The 15,301-nt window shown below is 68.2% G+C and carries 15 protein-coding genes and 1 pseudogene; 8 read left to right on the forward strand and 8 right to left on the reverse strand.

Going from position 1 to position 15,301, the window contains the following annotated elements:
- Window positions 1-3 precede the first annotated feature (3 nt).
- The 4 genes from AC1DS4_RS09650 to AC1DS4_RS09665 all read right to left on the reverse strand — a co-directional run bounded on the left by AC1DS4_RS09650 (window position 4) and on the right by AC1DS4_RS09665 (window position 4,522).
- Complete coding sequence (locus tag AC1DS4_RS09650) at window positions 4-1,275, reverse strand: nucleotide sugar dehydrogenase (RefSeq protein WP_477623247.1); 1,272 nt, start codon at window positions 1,273-1,275, stop codon at window positions 4-6.
- Window positions 1,272-2,198 (reverse strand): NAD-dependent epimerase/dehydratase family protein, encoded by a 927-nt coding sequence (locus tag AC1DS4_RS09655; protein ID WP_477623246.1) that lies wholly within the window; start codon window positions 2,196-2,198, stop codon window positions 1,272-1,274. The genes AC1DS4_RS09650 and AC1DS4_RS09655 overlap by 4 nt, the downstream gene beginning before the upstream one ends.
- Window positions 2,199-2,293: 95 nt before the next feature.
- Complete coding sequence (locus AC1DS4_RS09660; RefSeq protein ID WP_477623245.1) at window positions 2,294-3,451, reverse strand: NAD(P)-dependent malic enzyme; 1,158 nt, start codon at window positions 3,449-3,451, stop codon at window positions 2,294-2,296.
- A gap of 222 nt (window positions 3,452-3,673) precedes the next feature.
- Window positions 3,674-4,522, reverse strand: a complete 849-nt coding sequence (locus AC1DS4_RS09665) for a class I SAM-dependent methyltransferase (protein WP_477623244.1) — start codon at window positions 4,520-4,522, stop codon at window positions 3,674-3,676.
- Between the two features lie 357 nt (window positions 4,523-4,879).
- On the opposite strand from AC1DS4_RS09665, the gene AC1DS4_RS09670 reads away from it, so the two are divergent.
- From AC1DS4_RS09670 to sodN, 5 genes are all read left to right on the forward strand, one after another.
- The gene (locus AC1DS4_RS09670; RefSeq protein ID WP_477623243.1) at window positions 4,880-5,797 is read left to right on the forward strand and encodes an ABC transporter substrate-binding protein; all 918 of its coding nucleotides are present in this window, start codon (window positions 4,880-4,882) and stop codon (window positions 5,795-5,797) included.
- A gap of 97 nt (window positions 5,798-5,894) precedes the next feature.
- Complete coding sequence (locus tag AC1DS4_RS09675) at window positions 5,895-6,677, forward strand: amino acid ABC transporter permease (protein WP_477646028.1); 783 nt, start codon at window positions 5,895-5,897, stop codon at window positions 6,675-6,677.
- Window positions 6,677-7,534 carry an amino acid ABC transporter ATP-binding protein gene (locus tag AC1DS4_RS09680; RefSeq protein ID WP_477623241.1) on the forward strand — a complete coding sequence of 286 codons (858 nt, stop codon included), beginning with the start codon at window positions 6,677-6,679 and terminating at the stop codon, window positions 7,532-7,534. Before AC1DS4_RS09675 ends, AC1DS4_RS09680 begins: the two co-directional genes overlap by 1 nt.
- A gap of 96 nt (window positions 7,535-7,630) precedes the next feature.
- Window positions 7,631-7,999: a S24/S26 family peptidase gene (locus AC1DS4_RS09685; protein ID WP_477646029.1), complete on the forward strand. Its 369-nt coding sequence runs from the start codon at window positions 7,631-7,633 to the stop codon at window positions 7,997-7,999.
- Window positions 8,000-8,156: 157 nt separating this feature from the next.
- Window positions 8,157-8,555, forward strand: a complete 399-nt coding sequence (gene sodN, locus AC1DS4_RS09690) for a superoxide dismutase, Ni (RefSeq protein ID WP_477615949.1) — start codon at window positions 8,157-8,159, stop codon at window positions 8,553-8,555.
- Window positions 8,556-8,625: 70 nt separating this feature from the next.
- On the opposite strand, the gene AC1DS4_RS09695 is transcribed toward sodN, so the two are convergent.
- Window positions 8,626-9,585, reverse strand: coding sequence for an NAD-dependent epimerase/dehydratase family protein (locus AC1DS4_RS09695; protein WP_477632436.1), 960 nt, complete (start codon window positions 9,583-9,585; stop codon window positions 8,626-8,628).
- Window positions 9,582-10,586 carry a glycosyltransferase gene (locus tag AC1DS4_RS09700; RefSeq protein ID WP_477632435.1) on the reverse strand — a complete coding sequence of 335 codons (1,005 nt, stop codon included), beginning with the start codon at window positions 10,584-10,586 and terminating at the stop codon, window positions 9,582-9,584. Before AC1DS4_RS09700 ends, AC1DS4_RS09695 begins: the two co-directional genes overlap by 4 nt.
- 63 nt (window positions 10,587-10,649) lie before the next feature.
- Here AC1DS4_RS09700 and AC1DS4_RS09705 point away from each other — a divergent pair, with 63 nt between their 5' ends.
- Complete coding sequence (locus AC1DS4_RS09705) at window positions 10,650-11,156, forward strand: GtrA family protein (RefSeq protein ID WP_477623238.1); 507 nt, start codon at window positions 10,650-10,652, stop codon at window positions 11,154-11,156.
- Between the two features lie 59 nt (window positions 11,157-11,215).
- Here the strand turns inward: AC1DS4_RS09705 and AC1DS4_RS09710 are convergent, their stop codons facing one another.
- Window positions 11,216-11,932: a class I SAM-dependent methyltransferase gene (locus AC1DS4_RS09710; protein WP_477623237.1), complete on the reverse strand. Its 717-nt coding sequence runs from the start codon at window positions 11,930-11,932 to the stop codon at window positions 11,216-11,218.
- A 156-nt stretch (window positions 11,933-12,088) separates the two neighbouring features.
- Between AC1DS4_RS09710 and AC1DS4_RS09715 the strand changes: the two genes are divergently transcribed.
- The gene (locus AC1DS4_RS09715; protein ID WP_477615944.1) at window positions 12,089-12,397 is read left to right on the forward strand and encodes a DUF3311 domain-containing protein; all 309 of its coding nucleotides are present in this window, start codon (window positions 12,089-12,091) and stop codon (window positions 12,395-12,397) included.
- The gene (gene mctP, locus AC1DS4_RS09720) at window positions 12,394-14,070 is read left to right on the forward strand and encodes a monocarboxylate uptake permease MctP (protein ID WP_477632434.1); all 1,677 of its coding nucleotides are present in this window, start codon (window positions 12,394-12,396) and stop codon (window positions 14,068-14,070) included. The genes AC1DS4_RS09715 and mctP overlap by 4 nt, the downstream gene beginning before the upstream one ends.
- Before the next feature lie 87 nt (window positions 14,071-14,157).
- On the opposite strand, the pseudogene AC1DS4_RS09725 reads toward mctP, so the two are convergent.
- Window positions 14,158-15,240 (reverse strand): annotated as a pseudogene (locus AC1DS4_RS09725) (HD-GYP domain-containing protein); the annotation flags it as partial.
- Window positions 15,241-15,301: the final 61 nt, after the last annotated feature.

A 15,301-nucleotide genomic window follows, 5' to 3' on the forward strand; every position in this document is an offset into this window, starting at 1 on the left:
TCGTCACAAGCGTTCCGCCGTCGCGCTGTCTTCGATGACGCCCCGGGTGTCGAGCAGAACTCGACTGCTCGTCGCCAACGACTCGAGGTCGTAGGTTGAATGCGTCTGAAGCAGGACGACGATGTCTGCTTCGGCAGCAGCGATGACCGCATCTTCCTCGGTCTTGAGGCTGACACCGCCGGTTCCCTTGATCTCCCACTCGGGCACGAACGGGTCGTGGTAGGACACATCGGCGCCCCATTCCAGCAGGCGCTTGGCCACCGGGTCGGCAGGGCTCTCCCGACGGTCAGAGATGTTTGCCTTGTACGTCACGCCCAGCAGGAGGACCTTCGCCCCGTTCACGGCGATTCGGCGCTCATTCAGCGCTTGCCACACTCTGTTCGCCACATAGAGCGGAGCCGCGGTGTTGATCTCCTCGGCAAGCTCGACCATGCGGAAGGCGTAGCCAAGTCGTGCCTTCACCCGGTGGCTCAGATACGACGGGTCGACCGGAATGCAGTGCCCACCAACGCCAGGTCCGGGGCGGAAAGCCATGTAGCCGAACGGCTTGGTGGCCGCGCAGTCGATCGCGTCCCACAGGTCGATGTCGAGCTCGTGGGAGAACCGGACCATCTCGTTGACGAGGGCAATGTTGACGTGGCGGAAGGTGTTTTCGAGCAGCTTGGCCATCTCGGCCTCCTTGGCTCCCTTGGCCTCGACGACGGTGTCGATGAACTCCGCATAGAAGTCCCGCGCCGCCACGGTGCACGCTGGCGTCAGGCCGCCCACGACCTTGGGGGTGTTCTGCACCCCGAACTCGTGGTTACCCGGGTCGATGCGCTCGGGAGAAAAGGCGATGTTGAGATCTCGGCCCGCAATCATTCCGTCCCGGAGAACCAAGGGCGCGAAGACCTCCTCCGTGGTGCCCGGGTACGTCGTTGACTCCAGGATGACCAGTGCTCCGGGGCGGACGTGCTGCCCAATCGCACGCGCGGCGCCCTCCACGGGACGAAGGTCTGGACCGCCGTCTTCGCTGAGAGGCGTCGGGACGCACACGACCACCACGTCAGCATCCGCGATGCTCGAGGCGTCTGTGGTCGCGATGAAGCCTGCCGCGAGCCCGGTCTTCAGTTCTTCATCCGAGATGTCGTCGATGTGCGACATACCCGCATTCAGCGCTTCGACCACCGCCGCGTTCGTGTCAAGCCCGACGACCTCGAACCCCTTGGCGGCTGCGCGCAACGCCATAGGAAGGCCGACATAGCCCTGGCCGACAACGACGAGTTTCCTGCTCACTGGATCTCCTTGAACCATGCGACGGTGTCCGCGAGGCCCTGCTCGAGCGAAACGGGCTGAACTTCGGGAAAGAGCGAACGGAGAACGGTGTTGTCCGCCTGCGAGTGTTTGACGTCGCCCGGTCGCGGATCGCGATGCCGTACCTCAGCGGCCATCCCTGAGGCGGCCTCGATCTTGGCGACCAGCTCGAGCAGGGTCGTGTTGGTGCCGAACGCGAGGTTGACCGGCTCGGGGTGGGAGAGCTTCCGCTCGCTGGCGTCGAGCAACACCCGGCAGACGGTGCCGACATACGTGAAGTCGCGCGAGTTGCTGCCGTCGCCATTGATTGGCAAGGCATCCTGACGCATCAGAGCGTCGATGAACACCGGGATCACCGCGGCGTAGACGTGCCCTGCCATCTGACGGGGCCCGTAGACGTTGAAGAACCGGAAGGCCAGCGTCTTCATGCCGTAGGACTGCTGGTACGCCAGCGGGTACTGCTCCGTCGCGAGCTTCGTGACCGCATACGGGCTCATGGGTCGGACCCACTCGCGCTCGCTCTTCGGCAACGCGGGGTTGAGTCCGTAGACGGATGACGACGAGGCGACTACGACATGGTCGACGTCGGCGGCCCGCGCGGCCTCGAGGACATTGAGCGTGCCAGTCGCATTCACAGCGTGCGTGGCCACGGGGTCCTTGATGCTCCGAGGCACGCTGCCGAGGGCCGCGAGGTGAACCACCGAGTCCACCCCGGCCATTGCGTCAGCCAACGCGGTGGGGTCGAGGATCGAGCCGCGAACGAACCGCAGGTCCACCCCCTGCACGTTCTCCTCGTATCCGGTCGAGAGGTCGTCGATGACAACGACCTCGTGCCCGTGAGCGAGGGCTAAACGGGCGAGGTTGGAACCGATGAACCCGGCCCCGCCGGTAATGAGCAAACGCACGAGTAATCCCCACGATATGGACGGTCAGGACAAACGCCTCACATCTTAGTTGGTGCGGGGCGCGACCCGGACCAGTGTGGCGGCCGGCCCGTGGGTCAGGCGAGCTCGGCGACCGCCGCGGCGACTGCGTCGGCGACACCTTCGGCGAAGACACTCGGCACGATCTCGTCGGCAGTCGGCTCGGGCACCAGCGCGGCGATTGCTGCCGCTGCTGCCAGCTTCATCGCCTCGGTGATCTGCGGCGCTCCCGAGTCCAGCGCGCCGCGGAAGATCCCGGGGAAGGCCAGCACGTTGTTGATCTGGTTGGGGAAGTCCGAACGGCCCGTGGCGACCACCGCGGCATACCTGGACGCGACGTCGGGGTGCACCTCGGGATCGGGGTTGGCGAGCGCGAAGATGATCGACGACGGCGCCATCCGCGCGATCTCGGCCTCGGGCACCTGCCCCCCGGACACTCCGACGAACACGTCGGCGCCCACGAGCGCATCGCCGAGCGTCCCCGAGAGGCCGCGCGGGTTCGTGGTCGCGGCGAGCCGCCGCTTGTGGTCGGCGAGGTCCGGCCGAGCCGGGGACACGATCCCCCGGGAGTCGCAGACGACGATGTCGGCGACGCCGGCCCGAGCGAGCAGCTTGGTCACCGCGACACCCGCGGCGCCGGCTCCGGAGACGACCACCCGCAGCGACTCCAGGGTGCGGCCCACCACCTTCGCGGCATTCATCAGACCGGCCAGCACGACGATCGCGGTGCCGTGCTGGTCGTCGTGGAACACCGGGATGTCCAGCCGCTCCTGCAGCTGCCGCTCGATCTCGAAGCACCGCGGTGCTGAGATGTCCTCCAGGTTGATGCCGCCGTAGGTCGGCGCGATCCGCACGATGGCCTCGACGAGCTCCTCGACCGAACCCGTCTCCATGCACACCGGGACCGCGTCGACCCCGCCGAAGTGCTTGAACAGCACCGCTTTGCCCTCCATGACCGGCATCGCGGCGAGTGGACCGATGTCGCCGAGGCCGAGGACGGCCGTGCCGTCGGTGATGACGGCGACGGTGTTGCCGCGGGCCGTGTAGCGCGCGGCGAGTGAGGGATCGGCGGCGATCGCCCGGGAGACGTCAGCCACGCCCGGCGTGTAGAGCATCGCCAGGTCGACGCGGTCCCGCAGGGGCTGCGTGGCGTGTACCCCGAGCTTGCCGCCCTCGTGCGCCCGGAAGACCGGGTCGGACGGGTCGAACAGCGGAAACGACGGGAACGCAGACATGGACAATTCACCTCAAGGAAGACAAGAAGATGCGTGGGGCACACCGCGCACGGATAGATCCGCGGTCGAACGACAGCCGGGTGTGGCCTCTCAGACGCAGAGCGCGGGGGTTACCCGCGAGTTCATGGTGGCACACCCGAGCGCGCGAAACCACTGGTGTGACGCGAGTGTGACCGGCGTCGCGGATTGCGCAGCGTTCGTGAGCCGAAACGCCCGACCCCCTCAGGCGGATCGATTCCGGCGCAATACGAATTGGTTGCAGCCCAACCCTCCGCCGCACGTCATGAGCCTCGAGAGCACGTAGCCCCGGTCACGGAAGAAGTCGAATATTTCCTCCGGCTTGGCGACCTCAAACGGCCACCCGCCCACCCAGTCGACCAAGTCGCGGCGCCGGTCCATTCCTCGGTCGCGAGACTGCGGATCGACAGGCTGCGGAATTCGCTTCACAATCCGATAGACGGCCCCCGACACATCCATCTGCTGAGCTCGGATCTGCGCTGCCGCGGCGTTCAGCACCAGCCATCGCCCGACCGGACCTGACTGGTTGTACATCCGCTTGACGCGCTTCCAGTTGCGAGAAGTCCGCCCCTGGTCGTTGTAGATCGCAATGAAGAGCGTCCCATCGGGACGGACCAGGCCATCGACATTCGCCAAGGCGCTCCACATGTCCCCCGTGTGGTGCAGGACCCCCCACGAGTACACGACGTCGAACTGCCCTAGAGACCCAAGGAATGCGGTGTCGAGAACGGATCCCTGCTGCACCGTCCAGCCTTCGTCCTCGGGTCGGTACCTACGTCGAAGTTCGGTCGTGCACGCCACCGACTGCGGATCGAAGTCGAAGGAGAACACCGTGGCGCCCATGGTCCGGGCAGCAAGGCTGAACAGGCCGCTCCCCGAACCGACGTCGACGAACGTCTTTCCGTCAAGCGAGTCAACACCCAGGTAGTCCGATAGCGAGTCAACCGCCGCGCGTATCCGAGTGTCGTCGACGAGTTCCAGAAAGCGGGCCCAGTTGTCGCCGAAAGCGAACCTGTCTCCGTGCTCGATCTCAATCTGCGCTACGTCGTTCACTGACTGCTCCTTGCACTGCGAATCCTGACCGGGCCGACCCTACCCCCGACCGCTCGCGAGAACGGCTCGCGCGGGCAGCAGGCTTGCGACTGGTGTGCGCACACCGGCGCCACGCCACGACGTCCCCTCTTCGGCCGGCGCCCCGGCGCGTCGCGGCACCGAGGCTTCCAGTGCTGCGACGAGGCGCCCTGGGCGCCCAGGCTCCTACCCAAGTGGGACATCTCGGATTCGAGACTGTTTCGGAACATCAGATCTAGCCCGGTTCCCGATCCTTGCTGGCAGGATGCCCCTAACCCCCAGCGGGTGACCTGGGAACCTCCCCAGGTGACCCGGCATACGAGGAAGGAACCTCACCGCATGACCCATCGCTTGCGCCCCTCCACTCTCCTGATCGCGGGGCTGGCCACTGCAGGACTGGCGCTGTCCGCCTGCGGCTCGGATTCGCTCTCCACCAACACGAGCAGCTCGAGCAGCAGCTCCACGACCAAGGCCGCGGTCGACCAGGCCCTGGTCGCGAAGCTGCCCGCCAAGGTCAAGAGCGCCGGCAAGATCGTGATCGGTACGGACGCCACCTACCAGCCGAACGAGTACCTCGACGCGGACGGCAAGACGGTCATCGGCATGGACGTCGAGCTGTTCGATGCGGTCATGGCCAAGTTCGGCATCAAGACCGAGTGGGTCCCGACCGGCTTCGACCAGATCATCCTCGGTGTCAAGAGCGGCAAGTACGACGTGGGTGTCTCCTCCTTCACCGTGAACGCCGAACGCATGCAGCAGGCCACGATGGTCAGCTACTTCACGGCGGGCACCCAGTGGGTCACCCAGAAGGGCAACCCCAAGAAGGTCGACCCCAACAACGCGTGCGGACTGAACATCTCGGTCCAGAAGGCCACCGTCCAGTCCGACGAGGACCTGCCCAAGCGGAGCAAGGCCTGCACCGATGCGGGCAAGCCGGCCATCAAGGCGATCGTGGACGCCGACCAGGCCAAGGTGACCTCGGCCGTGCTCACGGGCAAGGCCGACGCCATGCTCGTCGACCTGCCGCCGGCCATCAGTGCGGTCGACACGACGCAGGGCAAGCTCGAGCTGCTCGGTGAGCAGTACGACTCGGCTCCCTACGGCTTCGTGCTCCCGAAGGACCAGACCGACTTCGGTCAGGCCATCGCCGACGCGCTCAAGGCGATGGACACCGACGGCAGCTACAAGGCCATCCTCACGAAGTGGAAGACCGAGGGTGGAGCAATCAGCGACTTCGCCGTGAACCCGCAGCCCTGATGTCCACCACACCTGCTGCAGAGGACCGGCCGGGCAAGATCCACGCCGCTCGGTCGTCACCAACGAGAACTGGAACTGGTCCTTCGCCTTCGAGATCATGCAGCAGCGGCCGGTCATCGACGGACTGTGGAAGGGCACCATCTTCGGCACCATCGGGGCCATGGTGCTCGGCATCAGCATCGGCATCACCCTCGCCGTGATGCGGCTGTCCACCAACCCGGTCCTGCGCGGGGTGGCGTTCGTCTACACGTGGTTCTTCCGGGCCATGCCGCGCTACGTCCTGCTGGCCATCCTGGGCGGTGCCATCGCGGTGCTCTACAACCCGATCCACATCGGGATCCCCTTCGGCCAGCAGCTGTCCCACGCGCTCGGTCTGTCCAACGACCTCACCTTCTTCAGCTTCAGCTGGAACGACATCTCCTCGTCGATCTGGATCGGCATCCTCGGCCTCGGTCTCTCCGAGGGCGCCTACATGGCCGAGATCGCGCGGGCCGGCATCCTGTCGGTCGACAAGGGCCAGATCGAGGCGTCGCACGCGCTGGGGATGCCGCCGGGCAAGACGATGCGCCGCATCGTGCTGCCGCAGGCGATGCGGGTGATCGTGCCCCCGACGGGCAACGAGACGATCGCCATGGTGAAGGACACCTCGCTGTTCATCGCCGCGTCGATCATCACCGAGCTCTACTTCCAGGCCTACGGGTTCGGCCAGCGGTCGTTCCAGATCGTCCCCGGCTTCATGGCCGCCACGCTGTGGTACCTCATCGTCTGCTCGATCCTCATGGTCGGTCAGTACTACCTCGAGCGCTACTACGGACGCGGCTTCGGAGCTCCCTCCAAGGCGACCCGGCGCAAGCTCGACACGATCACGGCAGGCCACTGATGACCAGCGACACGACCACCAGCACCCGCTCAGCGGAGCGGGACAGGGGCGCTCCCCTGGTCCACGCCGTCAACGTCACCAAGGCGTTCCACGGCAACCAGGTGCTCAAGGGCATCGACATGGACGTCCACCCGGGCGAGGTGGTCTGCCTGCTCGGCCCCTCGGGCTCGGGCAAGACGACCTTCCTGCGGTGCATCAACCAGCTCGAGTCCATCGACGGCGGACGCATCTGGGTCGACGGCGACCTGATGGGCTACGACGACCGCGGCGGCACGCTGCACCACCTCACCGACAAGCAGATCGCCGCCCAGCGCCGCGAGATCGGCATGGTGTTCCAGCGGTTCAACCTCTTCCCCCACATGACCGCCCTCGAGAACATCATGGAAGCCCCGATCCAGGTCAAGGGCGAGAAGAAGAAGGCCGTGCGCGAGCGCGCCCTGGCCCTCCTCGAGCAGGTGGGCCTCAAGGACAAGCCCAGCGCCTATCCCGCTCAGCTCTCCGGTGGGCAGCAGCAGCGGATCGCGATCGCCCGGGCCCTCGCGATGCAGCCCAAGCTGATGCTGTTCGACGAGCCCACCTCCGCCCTCGACCCCGAGCTCGTCGGCGAGGTCCTCAAGGTGATGCGCCAGCTCGCCAAGGACGGCATGACGATGATCGTCGTCACCCACGAGATGAGCTTCGCCCGCGAGGTGGCCGACCGGGTCGTCTTCATGGACGGTGGCGTCGTCGTCGAGGAAGGCCCGCCGAGCGAGGTCATCTCCAACCCCCAGCACGCACGCACGAAGTCCTTCCTGAGCCGCATGCGCCAGGAGGAGCAGGAGCACGAGCAGGCCACTGAGTCCGACGAGGACACCTGAGCCCCACGGCGGCTCAGAGGCTGACACCCGGATGCGCGACGGCTTCCTGGTCGGCATGATGGCTTCAGGCAACGACGAGCGGGAGGCTGCGTGACGGTGATCGGTGTAGTCCGCGTCAAAGGTCGCTCCATGGAGCCGACCCTGCACACCGGAGACCGGCTCCTCGTCCTGCGAGGGGCCCCGCCGCGCCTCGGCCGCCTGGCGATCGTGCGCCTCCCCGACGACCCCGACGGGGTCCGCCGCCCGCTCGCCATCAAGCGCGTGACCGGGCGCGACCCGGCTGACCCCACCCGCTACTGGGTGGAGAGCGACAACCAGACCGCACCCGGCGTGACCGACTCGTGGACCCACGGCATCGGCTCGCTCGCCCGTGACCAGATCCGGGCCCTGGTCCTGTTCCGCCTGCCCGCGACCTATCCCGGACGTCGCCTCGCCCGCCGGGTGGTCCGCCGCTTCACCCGCTGACCCGGCTCGGCACCCGCGCGCACCGCGCCTCCCACGGGCGCCCGGACGGCATACCTGCTCGTATGCCGGTCACCCGCCGGGGGTGCCGTGCGGCCCGCTGACCTGCCGGGTAGGGTCGAAGACGCACGAGATCATCCACCTCGCAGAAGGGATTCGCATGCTCTCCCGCCATTTCCGCCCCACTGAGGTCAGCGCCCACTGCGACCTGCCCTGTGGCGTTTACGACCCCGCCCAGGCACGCATCGAGGCCGAGTCGATCAAGGCGATCATCGCCAAGGTCGCCGACAACGACGACCCCGACTTCCGCACGCGCGCGGTGCTCATCAAGGAGCAGCGCTCCGAGCTGGTCAAGCACCACCTGTGGGTGCTGTGGACCGACTACTTCAAGCCGCCGCACTTCGAGAAGTACCCCGACCTCCACACGCTGTTCAACGAAGCCACCAAGCTGGCCGGTGCGTCGGGCACCAAGGGTGAGTTCGACGCCGCCAAGGCCGACGAGCTGCTCGCCAAGATCGACCAGATCGACAAGATCTTCAAGGAGACCAAGGCCGCCTGAGCCACCCGCTCAGCAGAGGGTCGCCCMCCGCKGGKGGGCGGCCCTCTGTCGTGCCCGGACGTCGCGGCACTCAGCCGGCGGACGGGTTCCGGGTCTGCTCCCCCACGTCGGCAGCCGTGCTGGCCATGCCGATGGTGACCGAGGTGCGCAGGTGCGCGTCCAGCTCGGTCCAGACCACCGAGAGCAGCCGCAGGTCGACCACCTGGCCGGTCCCTTCGACCGGCGCCTTGACGACGACGCGCGGACGCTTCTTGTAGAGCCGGGCCGACTCCGCGATGAGCGCACTGATGGTCGTGCACTGGCCGGAGGCGATGATCTTGGTGACGACGCGCGAAGGCTGTCCCTCGACGCGGGCGCGCACGCCGGCCAGGCCCGCCGCCACGAGGTTGCCGCAGTCCTCGGCATAGACGTAGTCGCGCATGGTGTCGAGGGGGACGTACACCGTCAGCGGGAGCCCGGTGGCGTGGGTGCGGCAGAGCTGGGAGATGAGGCCCTGCGGCTTGGTGAGGTCCTGCCCCGGCCCGTAGAGGTTGCCGATGCGTCCCACCAGGACGGCCGTCCCCGTCCGCTGCGAGAAGTCCTCGACCGCCTCCTCCATCCTGAGCTTGGCTCGCCCGTAGGCGACCAGCGCAGCGGTCGGCGAGTCCTCGGTGAACGGCGCCCGGACCGGCGACCCGGCATACACCCCACCGGCGGAGGAGGCGAGGAAGAAGGCTCCGGCACCGCCCTCGGGCAGCGCGGCGGCCAGGTCGGCGAGGAAGCCCTCGAACAGGTCCACCTCGGCGAGCAGGTCCGCCTCGGCCGTGGCGACCACGCCGGCTCCGGCGCACCAGGCCACGGCCCAGCTCCCACCGTCCGCGCGCGCGACCAGGGTCGAGATCCCCTCCCGCAACGCGGCGCGCGCGGCGACGGGGTCCGACCACGGCACGCGTGCGGTGACCACCTCGTCGCCACGCCGCCGGACCGAGGCTGCGACGTGCGAGCCCAGGAGCCCGCCTGCACCGACGACCCAGGTGGTCGTCCGCGTCATGCGGACCGGCGTCCTAGCGGGCCGCGCTGGGGATCTGTCGTGATGAGGTAGAGCGGCTTGCCCATGGCCATGTTGACGACGACCCCGAGGTACTCGGCCACGATGCCCAATGAGAACAGCACCGCGCCCGTGCCGACGATGACGAACACCATGACCGACGTCCACCCGGGGACCACGATGCCGCCGAAGAGCCTGCTGACCACCAGCACCACCGCGACGACGACGCCGAGCAGCGCGAAGCCGGCCCCGATCATGCTGACGACGCGCAACAACCGGGTCCCGCTCGTGAGCACGAGCCTCCAGAAGTGCGACATCAGGCTCCGCAGCCGGTAGCCGCTGCGACGGTCGCCCTCCTCGCGCATGGGCAGGGGACAGCTGGCGACCCGACCGGCCACCCAGCCGAGGGCCACATCGAGGTAGACGCCGGCACCGGCATAGGCCGCCAGCCCGCGCGCCACCTCACCCAGGACGAGGCGATAGGAGTGGTAGAGGTTCGCGCCGCTGTTGCCGGTCAGCCGTTCGACCAGCCACTTGGAGCCCTTCGACGCGGTGTTGCGCAGCGGACCGTGCGGCGGCTTGTTGGTGGGGCGGGCGTAGACGACGGCGACCTGCTCGGCCATCGCGCGGTCGAGGAGCGCACCCAGGTAGGCCGGGTCGTGCTGCCCGTCCTCGTCCATCGTCACGACCCAGTCGCCACCGGAGGACGACATCCCGGCCAGCGTCGCCGCGTGCTGGCCGAAGTTCCGGCTCAGCCACACGGGACGGACGAAGTCGTACTGCCGGACGAGCTCGCGGATGGTCTCGTCCGAACCGTCGGGGCCGTTGTCGTGCACGAGGAACAGCTCGCTCACCCGCGCCAGGTGGCCGTCCTCGGTGCGGAAATCGCTGGTGTACCCGGCGATCTCGGCGACCACCTCAGGCAGCGTCGCGCGACCGGCGTAGACCGGGATGACCACTGAGATCAGGTGGGCGGCGGACTGGGTGGGGGGTGCTGCCGACATGCCCGCACTATAGTCATCCAGTCCCCCGCCCCTGGGGGCGACCATTCCGAGGAACCGGGTGCCATGGCCAACCTCCCCGCCCCCGACGCGACGCAGCCGCACCTGCCACCCGCAGGTCCGCTCACCCAGCTGGTCCACAACCAACAGGTCGCCTACCTGCTCGTCGGCGGCATCAACACTGCGGTCGGGCTCGGGTTCTTCGCGCTGGCGCACTGGCTGCTCGGCAGCACGATCGGCTACATGGGGTCCCTGGTGCTGGCCTACGCCCTGGCGATCCTGGTGGCGTTCGAGCTGCACCGGCGGTTCGTCTTCCGCGTGAAGGGCCACCGCGCGCGTGACCTGGCGCGGTTCGCGGGGGTGCAGTCGACCTCACTGGCGATCAACGCTGGACTGCTGCCACTGCTCATCGAGGTGGCCGGGCTGGGTCCCCTCGTGGCACAGGCGATCGCCACCGGCCTGACCGTCGTGCTCAGCTACTTCGCGCACAAGTACTTCAGCTTCGCCCGCGACCTCGGGCCGGGTTATCCCGGCGACCTCATCGAGCACGAGTCGGACGACCCGACCTCGTAGCTGCCGCGCACCGGGCTGCGGGCTCAGGGCTGCCGCCAGGGCGCCCCGGCGCTGCCGGCTCAGGCGGGCTTGCTCGCAGCGACGACCACCGAGGAACCGAACGGCAGGTCCATCCGCGCCAGCAGGGCACGGTCGACCCGGCTGAGCCCCATCAGCACCCGCTCCACCGGCTTGGGGACCTGCGGGAGGCTGACGACGTCGGCTGCCTCGTTCGACGAGGGCCGCACCCGGCGGGCGAGGCGCTCGGCGACGAAGAAGGGGAACACCGAGGTGAAGGCGTAGGTCGCGCGGTCCACGGTCAGCCCGCTGCGCTCGACCGCGGCAACGGCCCGGGCACGGGTGTAGCGGCGGTGGTGGCCGTTCTGGTCGTCGAAGTCGGTCCAGGCCCACTGGTAGGCAGGGACCGACACGAGCAGCCGCCCGCCGGGCGCCAGGACGCGAGCGACCTCGCTCAGCGCGGTCTGCTCGGGCTCACAGTGCTCGATCACGTCGAACGCCGCCACGATGTCGAACGCAGCGTCCTCGAAGGGCAGGGCCAGGGCCGAGCCGCAGACGCCGTCCTGGCCGAGACCACGCGGGTCGAGGTCGAGCGACACGTGGCGGTCGCCGCCTCGCAGCCAGGCCACGCTGGGGCCGTCGGCGCTGCCCACGTCCAGGATCCGCGCGTCCCGGTCGACGTATTCCTCGAGCACCTCTCGGAGCAGGTCCGTGCGCGCGCGGTACCACCAGTACGTCGGCGCGACGATCGAGGCGGAGCCGCCGTGAGCCACAGTCATGGGCGACACCCTAACCGGATCCTGTGGCTGCCCGCGGTACAGGTCAGAGCCCTGTCCCCGGGAGTCCGACATCCCACGGTTACTGACGAGTCGGGCATAACGTACATCCGAACTGCCCCTCGGCAGTCGCTCCATCTTCCACTCGGAGGTCCGAAGGTGAGTACCGACAACGCTGTCGACCACGACACCGTCCCCCCGGCCAACAAGGGACTGCTGGCCATCGCCGGCGTGCTGCTGGCCATCCCGATGATCGCCCTCCTCTGGGTGGGCAGCTACGCGAAGAAGGACCCCGAGCTCTGGGGCTTCCCCTTCTTCATCTGGTACCAGTTCCTGTGGGTCTTCCTGTGCTCGGCGCTGACGTTCACCGCGTACAAGCTGGTCCTGAAGGCCCGCCCCCACCGCCCGATGACCGGCGACGACCGTGGCAACGATGCCCGCCGCGACAGCTGGGAGGCCGGCCGATGAGCGCCCTCGCACCCGCCGCAGCGAACACCGGGGTCAACGGGGTCGCCCTGACCGTCCTCATCGTGCTGTTCGCCCTCGTCACGGGCATGGGCTTCTGGGCCTCTCGCTGGCGTCAGGCCGACAGCATGGAGTCCCTCGACGAGTGGGGCCTGGGTGGCCGACGATTCGGCACCTGGGTGACGTGGTTCCTCCTGGGAGGTGACCTCTACACCGCATACACCTTCGTCGCGGTGCCCGCGGCGATGTTCGCCCTCGGCTCGGTCAGCGGGTTCTTCGCGGTGCCCTACACGATCGTGCTCTACCCGATCATCTTCATCTTCATGTCTCGGCTCTGGTCGGTGAGCCACCGGCACGGCTACGTGACCCCGGCGGACTTCGTCAAGGGCCGCTACGGCTCGCGAGGGCTGTCCCTCGCGGTGGCGATCACCGGGATCCTCGCGACGATGCCCTACATCGCCCTTCAGCTCGTCGGCATCCAGGCCGTCCTCGAGGTCGCCGGCGTCGGCGGCAGCAACGCCCTCGCCAAGGACCTGCCGCTGTTCATCGCCTTCGCCCTGCTCGCTGCCTACACCTACTCCAGCGGACTGCGGGCGCCCGCCATCATCGCGTTCGTCAAGGACGCGCTGATCTACCTCGTCATCATCGTCGCGGTCATCTACCTCCCGTCGAAGGTCGGCGGCTGGGACCACGTCTTCAGCGCCGCGGAGGCCAAGATGGCCAAGCCGAGCGTCGCCAACCCCGCCAAGCCCACGGGTGCGTTCATCCCGAACAGCCAGCAGTACTGGGCCTACGCGACCCTGGCGTTCGGCTCGGCCCTGGCCCTGTTCATGTATCCCCACTCGATCACGGCGACCCTGTCGAGCTCGAGCCGCAACACGATCCGCCGCAACGCCTCGATCCTGCCGGCCTACTCCTTCGTGCTCGGCCTGCTGGCCCTGCTCGGCTGGGTGGCCATCGCCGCCGGCACCAAGCCGATCGGCCTCGACGGCAAGCCGAACGCGCAGCTGGTCATCCCCCAGCTGTTCGAGGACATGTTCCCGAGCTGGTTCGCCGGCGTGGCCTTCGCCGCGGTGGCGATCGGAGCACTGGTCCCGGCAGCCATCATGTCGATCGCGGCAGCCAACACCTTCACGCGGAACATCTACCGCGACTGGATCAAGCCCGACGCGACGCACGCCCAGGAGGCCAAGGTCGGCAAGCTGGTCTCGTTGCTGGTCAAGGCCTTTGCGCTCGTCTTCGTCCTCACCCTGGACAAGCAGAACGCGATCAACTTCCAGCTCCTCGGCGGCATCTGGATCCTCCAGACGCTCCCGTCGATCGTCTTCGGTCTCTACACCCGCTGGTTCCACCGGTGGGCGCTGCTCGGCGGCTGGGCGGTGGGCATGGTCTACGGCACGATCGCTGCCTACAACGTCATCAACCCGACCACCAAGGGCCACTTCGGCGGCTCCCTGGCGATGATCCCCATGCTCGGCAAGATGGGCTACATCGCGATGACGGCCTTCGTGATCAACCTGGTCATCGCCATCGTCGCCACGCTGATCCTCCGGGCCCTCAAGGTCGACCCGGGCAGGGACGACACCATCAAGGGCGACTACTTCGCCGACGCCGGTGACCCCCGCGTCGAGAAGAACCTCACCATGGACGCGCACCTCACCACGGGCTCTCCGTAGCGGCTGCGCACACTCCACCGCATCGGGCGGTGTCGAGACCGGTTCGCCACGGTCTCGGCACAGGTGGATCCGCTCCATCGCCCTGTGGTCGCTCCCACCCGCGTCGCACAGGTCGTCGTAGGCGTTGGCCACCTTGATGATGCGGCTGGACATCGGGAGGTCCTGGCCGAACTCGCGCACCTGCCGGTAGGGCGTTGTCTGCGCCTCCAGGATCGCGGCGACGCTGTCGAGCACACCGGTGGTCCGGACGATCTCGGCGCCGTCGTGGGCGATCCGCTGCTGGTCCGCGGGAGCGGCCATCACCGTCGCCCCTGCCGGGATCGGCTCGCGGAGGGCGACCTGTCCCAGGTCGTGCAGCAGGGCGGCATACTCCAGGTCCGTGAGCTCGCGCTGGCCCATGCCCATGTCCCGTCCGATCGCCAGGGAGACGTCCGCGACCCGCTGGGCGTGGTTGGAGGTGGTGTAGCCGGCCCGGTCGGTCAGGGACGACAACGCCCCGATCGTCTGGCGGTAGGTCGTGCGGATGCTGGCATTGCGCTGCACCGCGAAGGACGTCAGGACCAGGGGGAAGAGGAACAGCGGCAGGGCCGCGATCCCGATGGCCACGTCGGCCAGCGCGATCAGGGCGCCCGAGGTGACCAGAGCAGTGCCGAGGGCCAGGGTCGACCTGACCTCGTCGATGACGGCGGGGATGAGGGGCGCGTGGTCGCGTCCGGCGTGCGCAGCGGCCTCGAGGGTGAGCTGGGCGACCATGGTCAGGCCACCGACCAGCAGCATCACGACGCCGACCAGCCAGCGCTGGCCGGCCCAGGTGCCCTGCCACTCGACCAGGGTCTGGCCGTCGAACTGGACACCGCGGTAGAGCACCGGGGCCAGGGACACGCCTGCGACCCGCGCAGAGACTTCCACCCAGGAGACGGTCGCGCCGGACACCCGCAGGACAACACCTCCCACGATCATGGCGACAGCCACCACCAGCACCACCGGGGCAGCGCTCAGGTGCGATCCACCGGGCTGAGGGATCGAGGACAGCGCGAGCCCCAGGGCAGCCGCGGTGGACATCGGCGCGGTCTCGCGCCCCGTGAGGATCCGGAGTCGGGCCGTCTCACCGAGCGTGATGGCGACGCAGAACAGGGAGACCGACACCAGCGAGGTGCCACGGAGGGACATCAGCTCCTGACGCCCGGACACGAAGGCCTCGCCGACCACGAAGAGGGCCAGCAGGACCAGT

Source organism: Pedococcus sp. P3_C7, assembly GCF_056402615.1.

Excerpts from the sequence above, each read along its gene's own strand:
- AC1DS4_RS09710 (WP_477623237.1), bottom strand. The coding sequence starts at position 11,932 with ATGACTGTGGCTCACGGCGGCTCCGCCTCGATCGTCGCGCCGACGTAC.
- AC1DS4_RS09680 (WP_477623241.1), top strand. The coding sequence starts at position 6,677 with ATGACCAGCGACACGACCACCAGCACCCGCTCAGCGGAGCGGGACAGG.
- AC1DS4_RS09670 (WP_477623243.1), top strand. The coding sequence starts at position 4,880 with ATGACCCATCGCTTGCGCCCCTCCACTCTCCTGATCGCGGGGCTGGCC.
- mctP (WP_477632434.1), top strand. The coding sequence starts at position 12,394 with ATGAGCGCCCTCGCACCCGCCGCAGCGAACACCGGGGTCAACGGGGTC.
- AC1DS4_RS09700 (WP_477632435.1), bottom strand. The coding sequence starts at position 10,586 with ATGTCGGCAGCACCCCCCACCCAGTCCGCCGCCCACCTGATCTCAGTG.
- AC1DS4_RS09675 (WP_477646028.1), top strand. The coding sequence starts at position 5,895 with ATGCAGCAGCGGCCGGTCATCGACGGACTGTGGAAGGGCACCATCTTC.
- AC1DS4_RS09705 (WP_477623238.1), top strand. The coding sequence starts at position 10,650 with ATGGCCAACCTCCCCGCCCCCGACGCGACGCAGCCGCACCTGCCACCC.
- AC1DS4_RS09660 (WP_477623245.1), bottom strand. The coding sequence starts at position 3,451 with ATGTCTGCGTTCCCGTCGTTTCCGCTGTTCGACCCGTCCGACCCGGTC.
- AC1DS4_RS09695 (WP_477632436.1), bottom strand. The coding sequence starts at position 9,585 with ATGACGCGGACGACCACCTGGGTCGTCGGTGCAGGCGGGCTCCTGGGC.
- sodN (WP_477615949.1), top strand. The coding sequence starts at position 8,157 with ATGCTCTCCCGCCATTTCCGCCCCACTGAGGTCAGCGCCCACTGCGAC.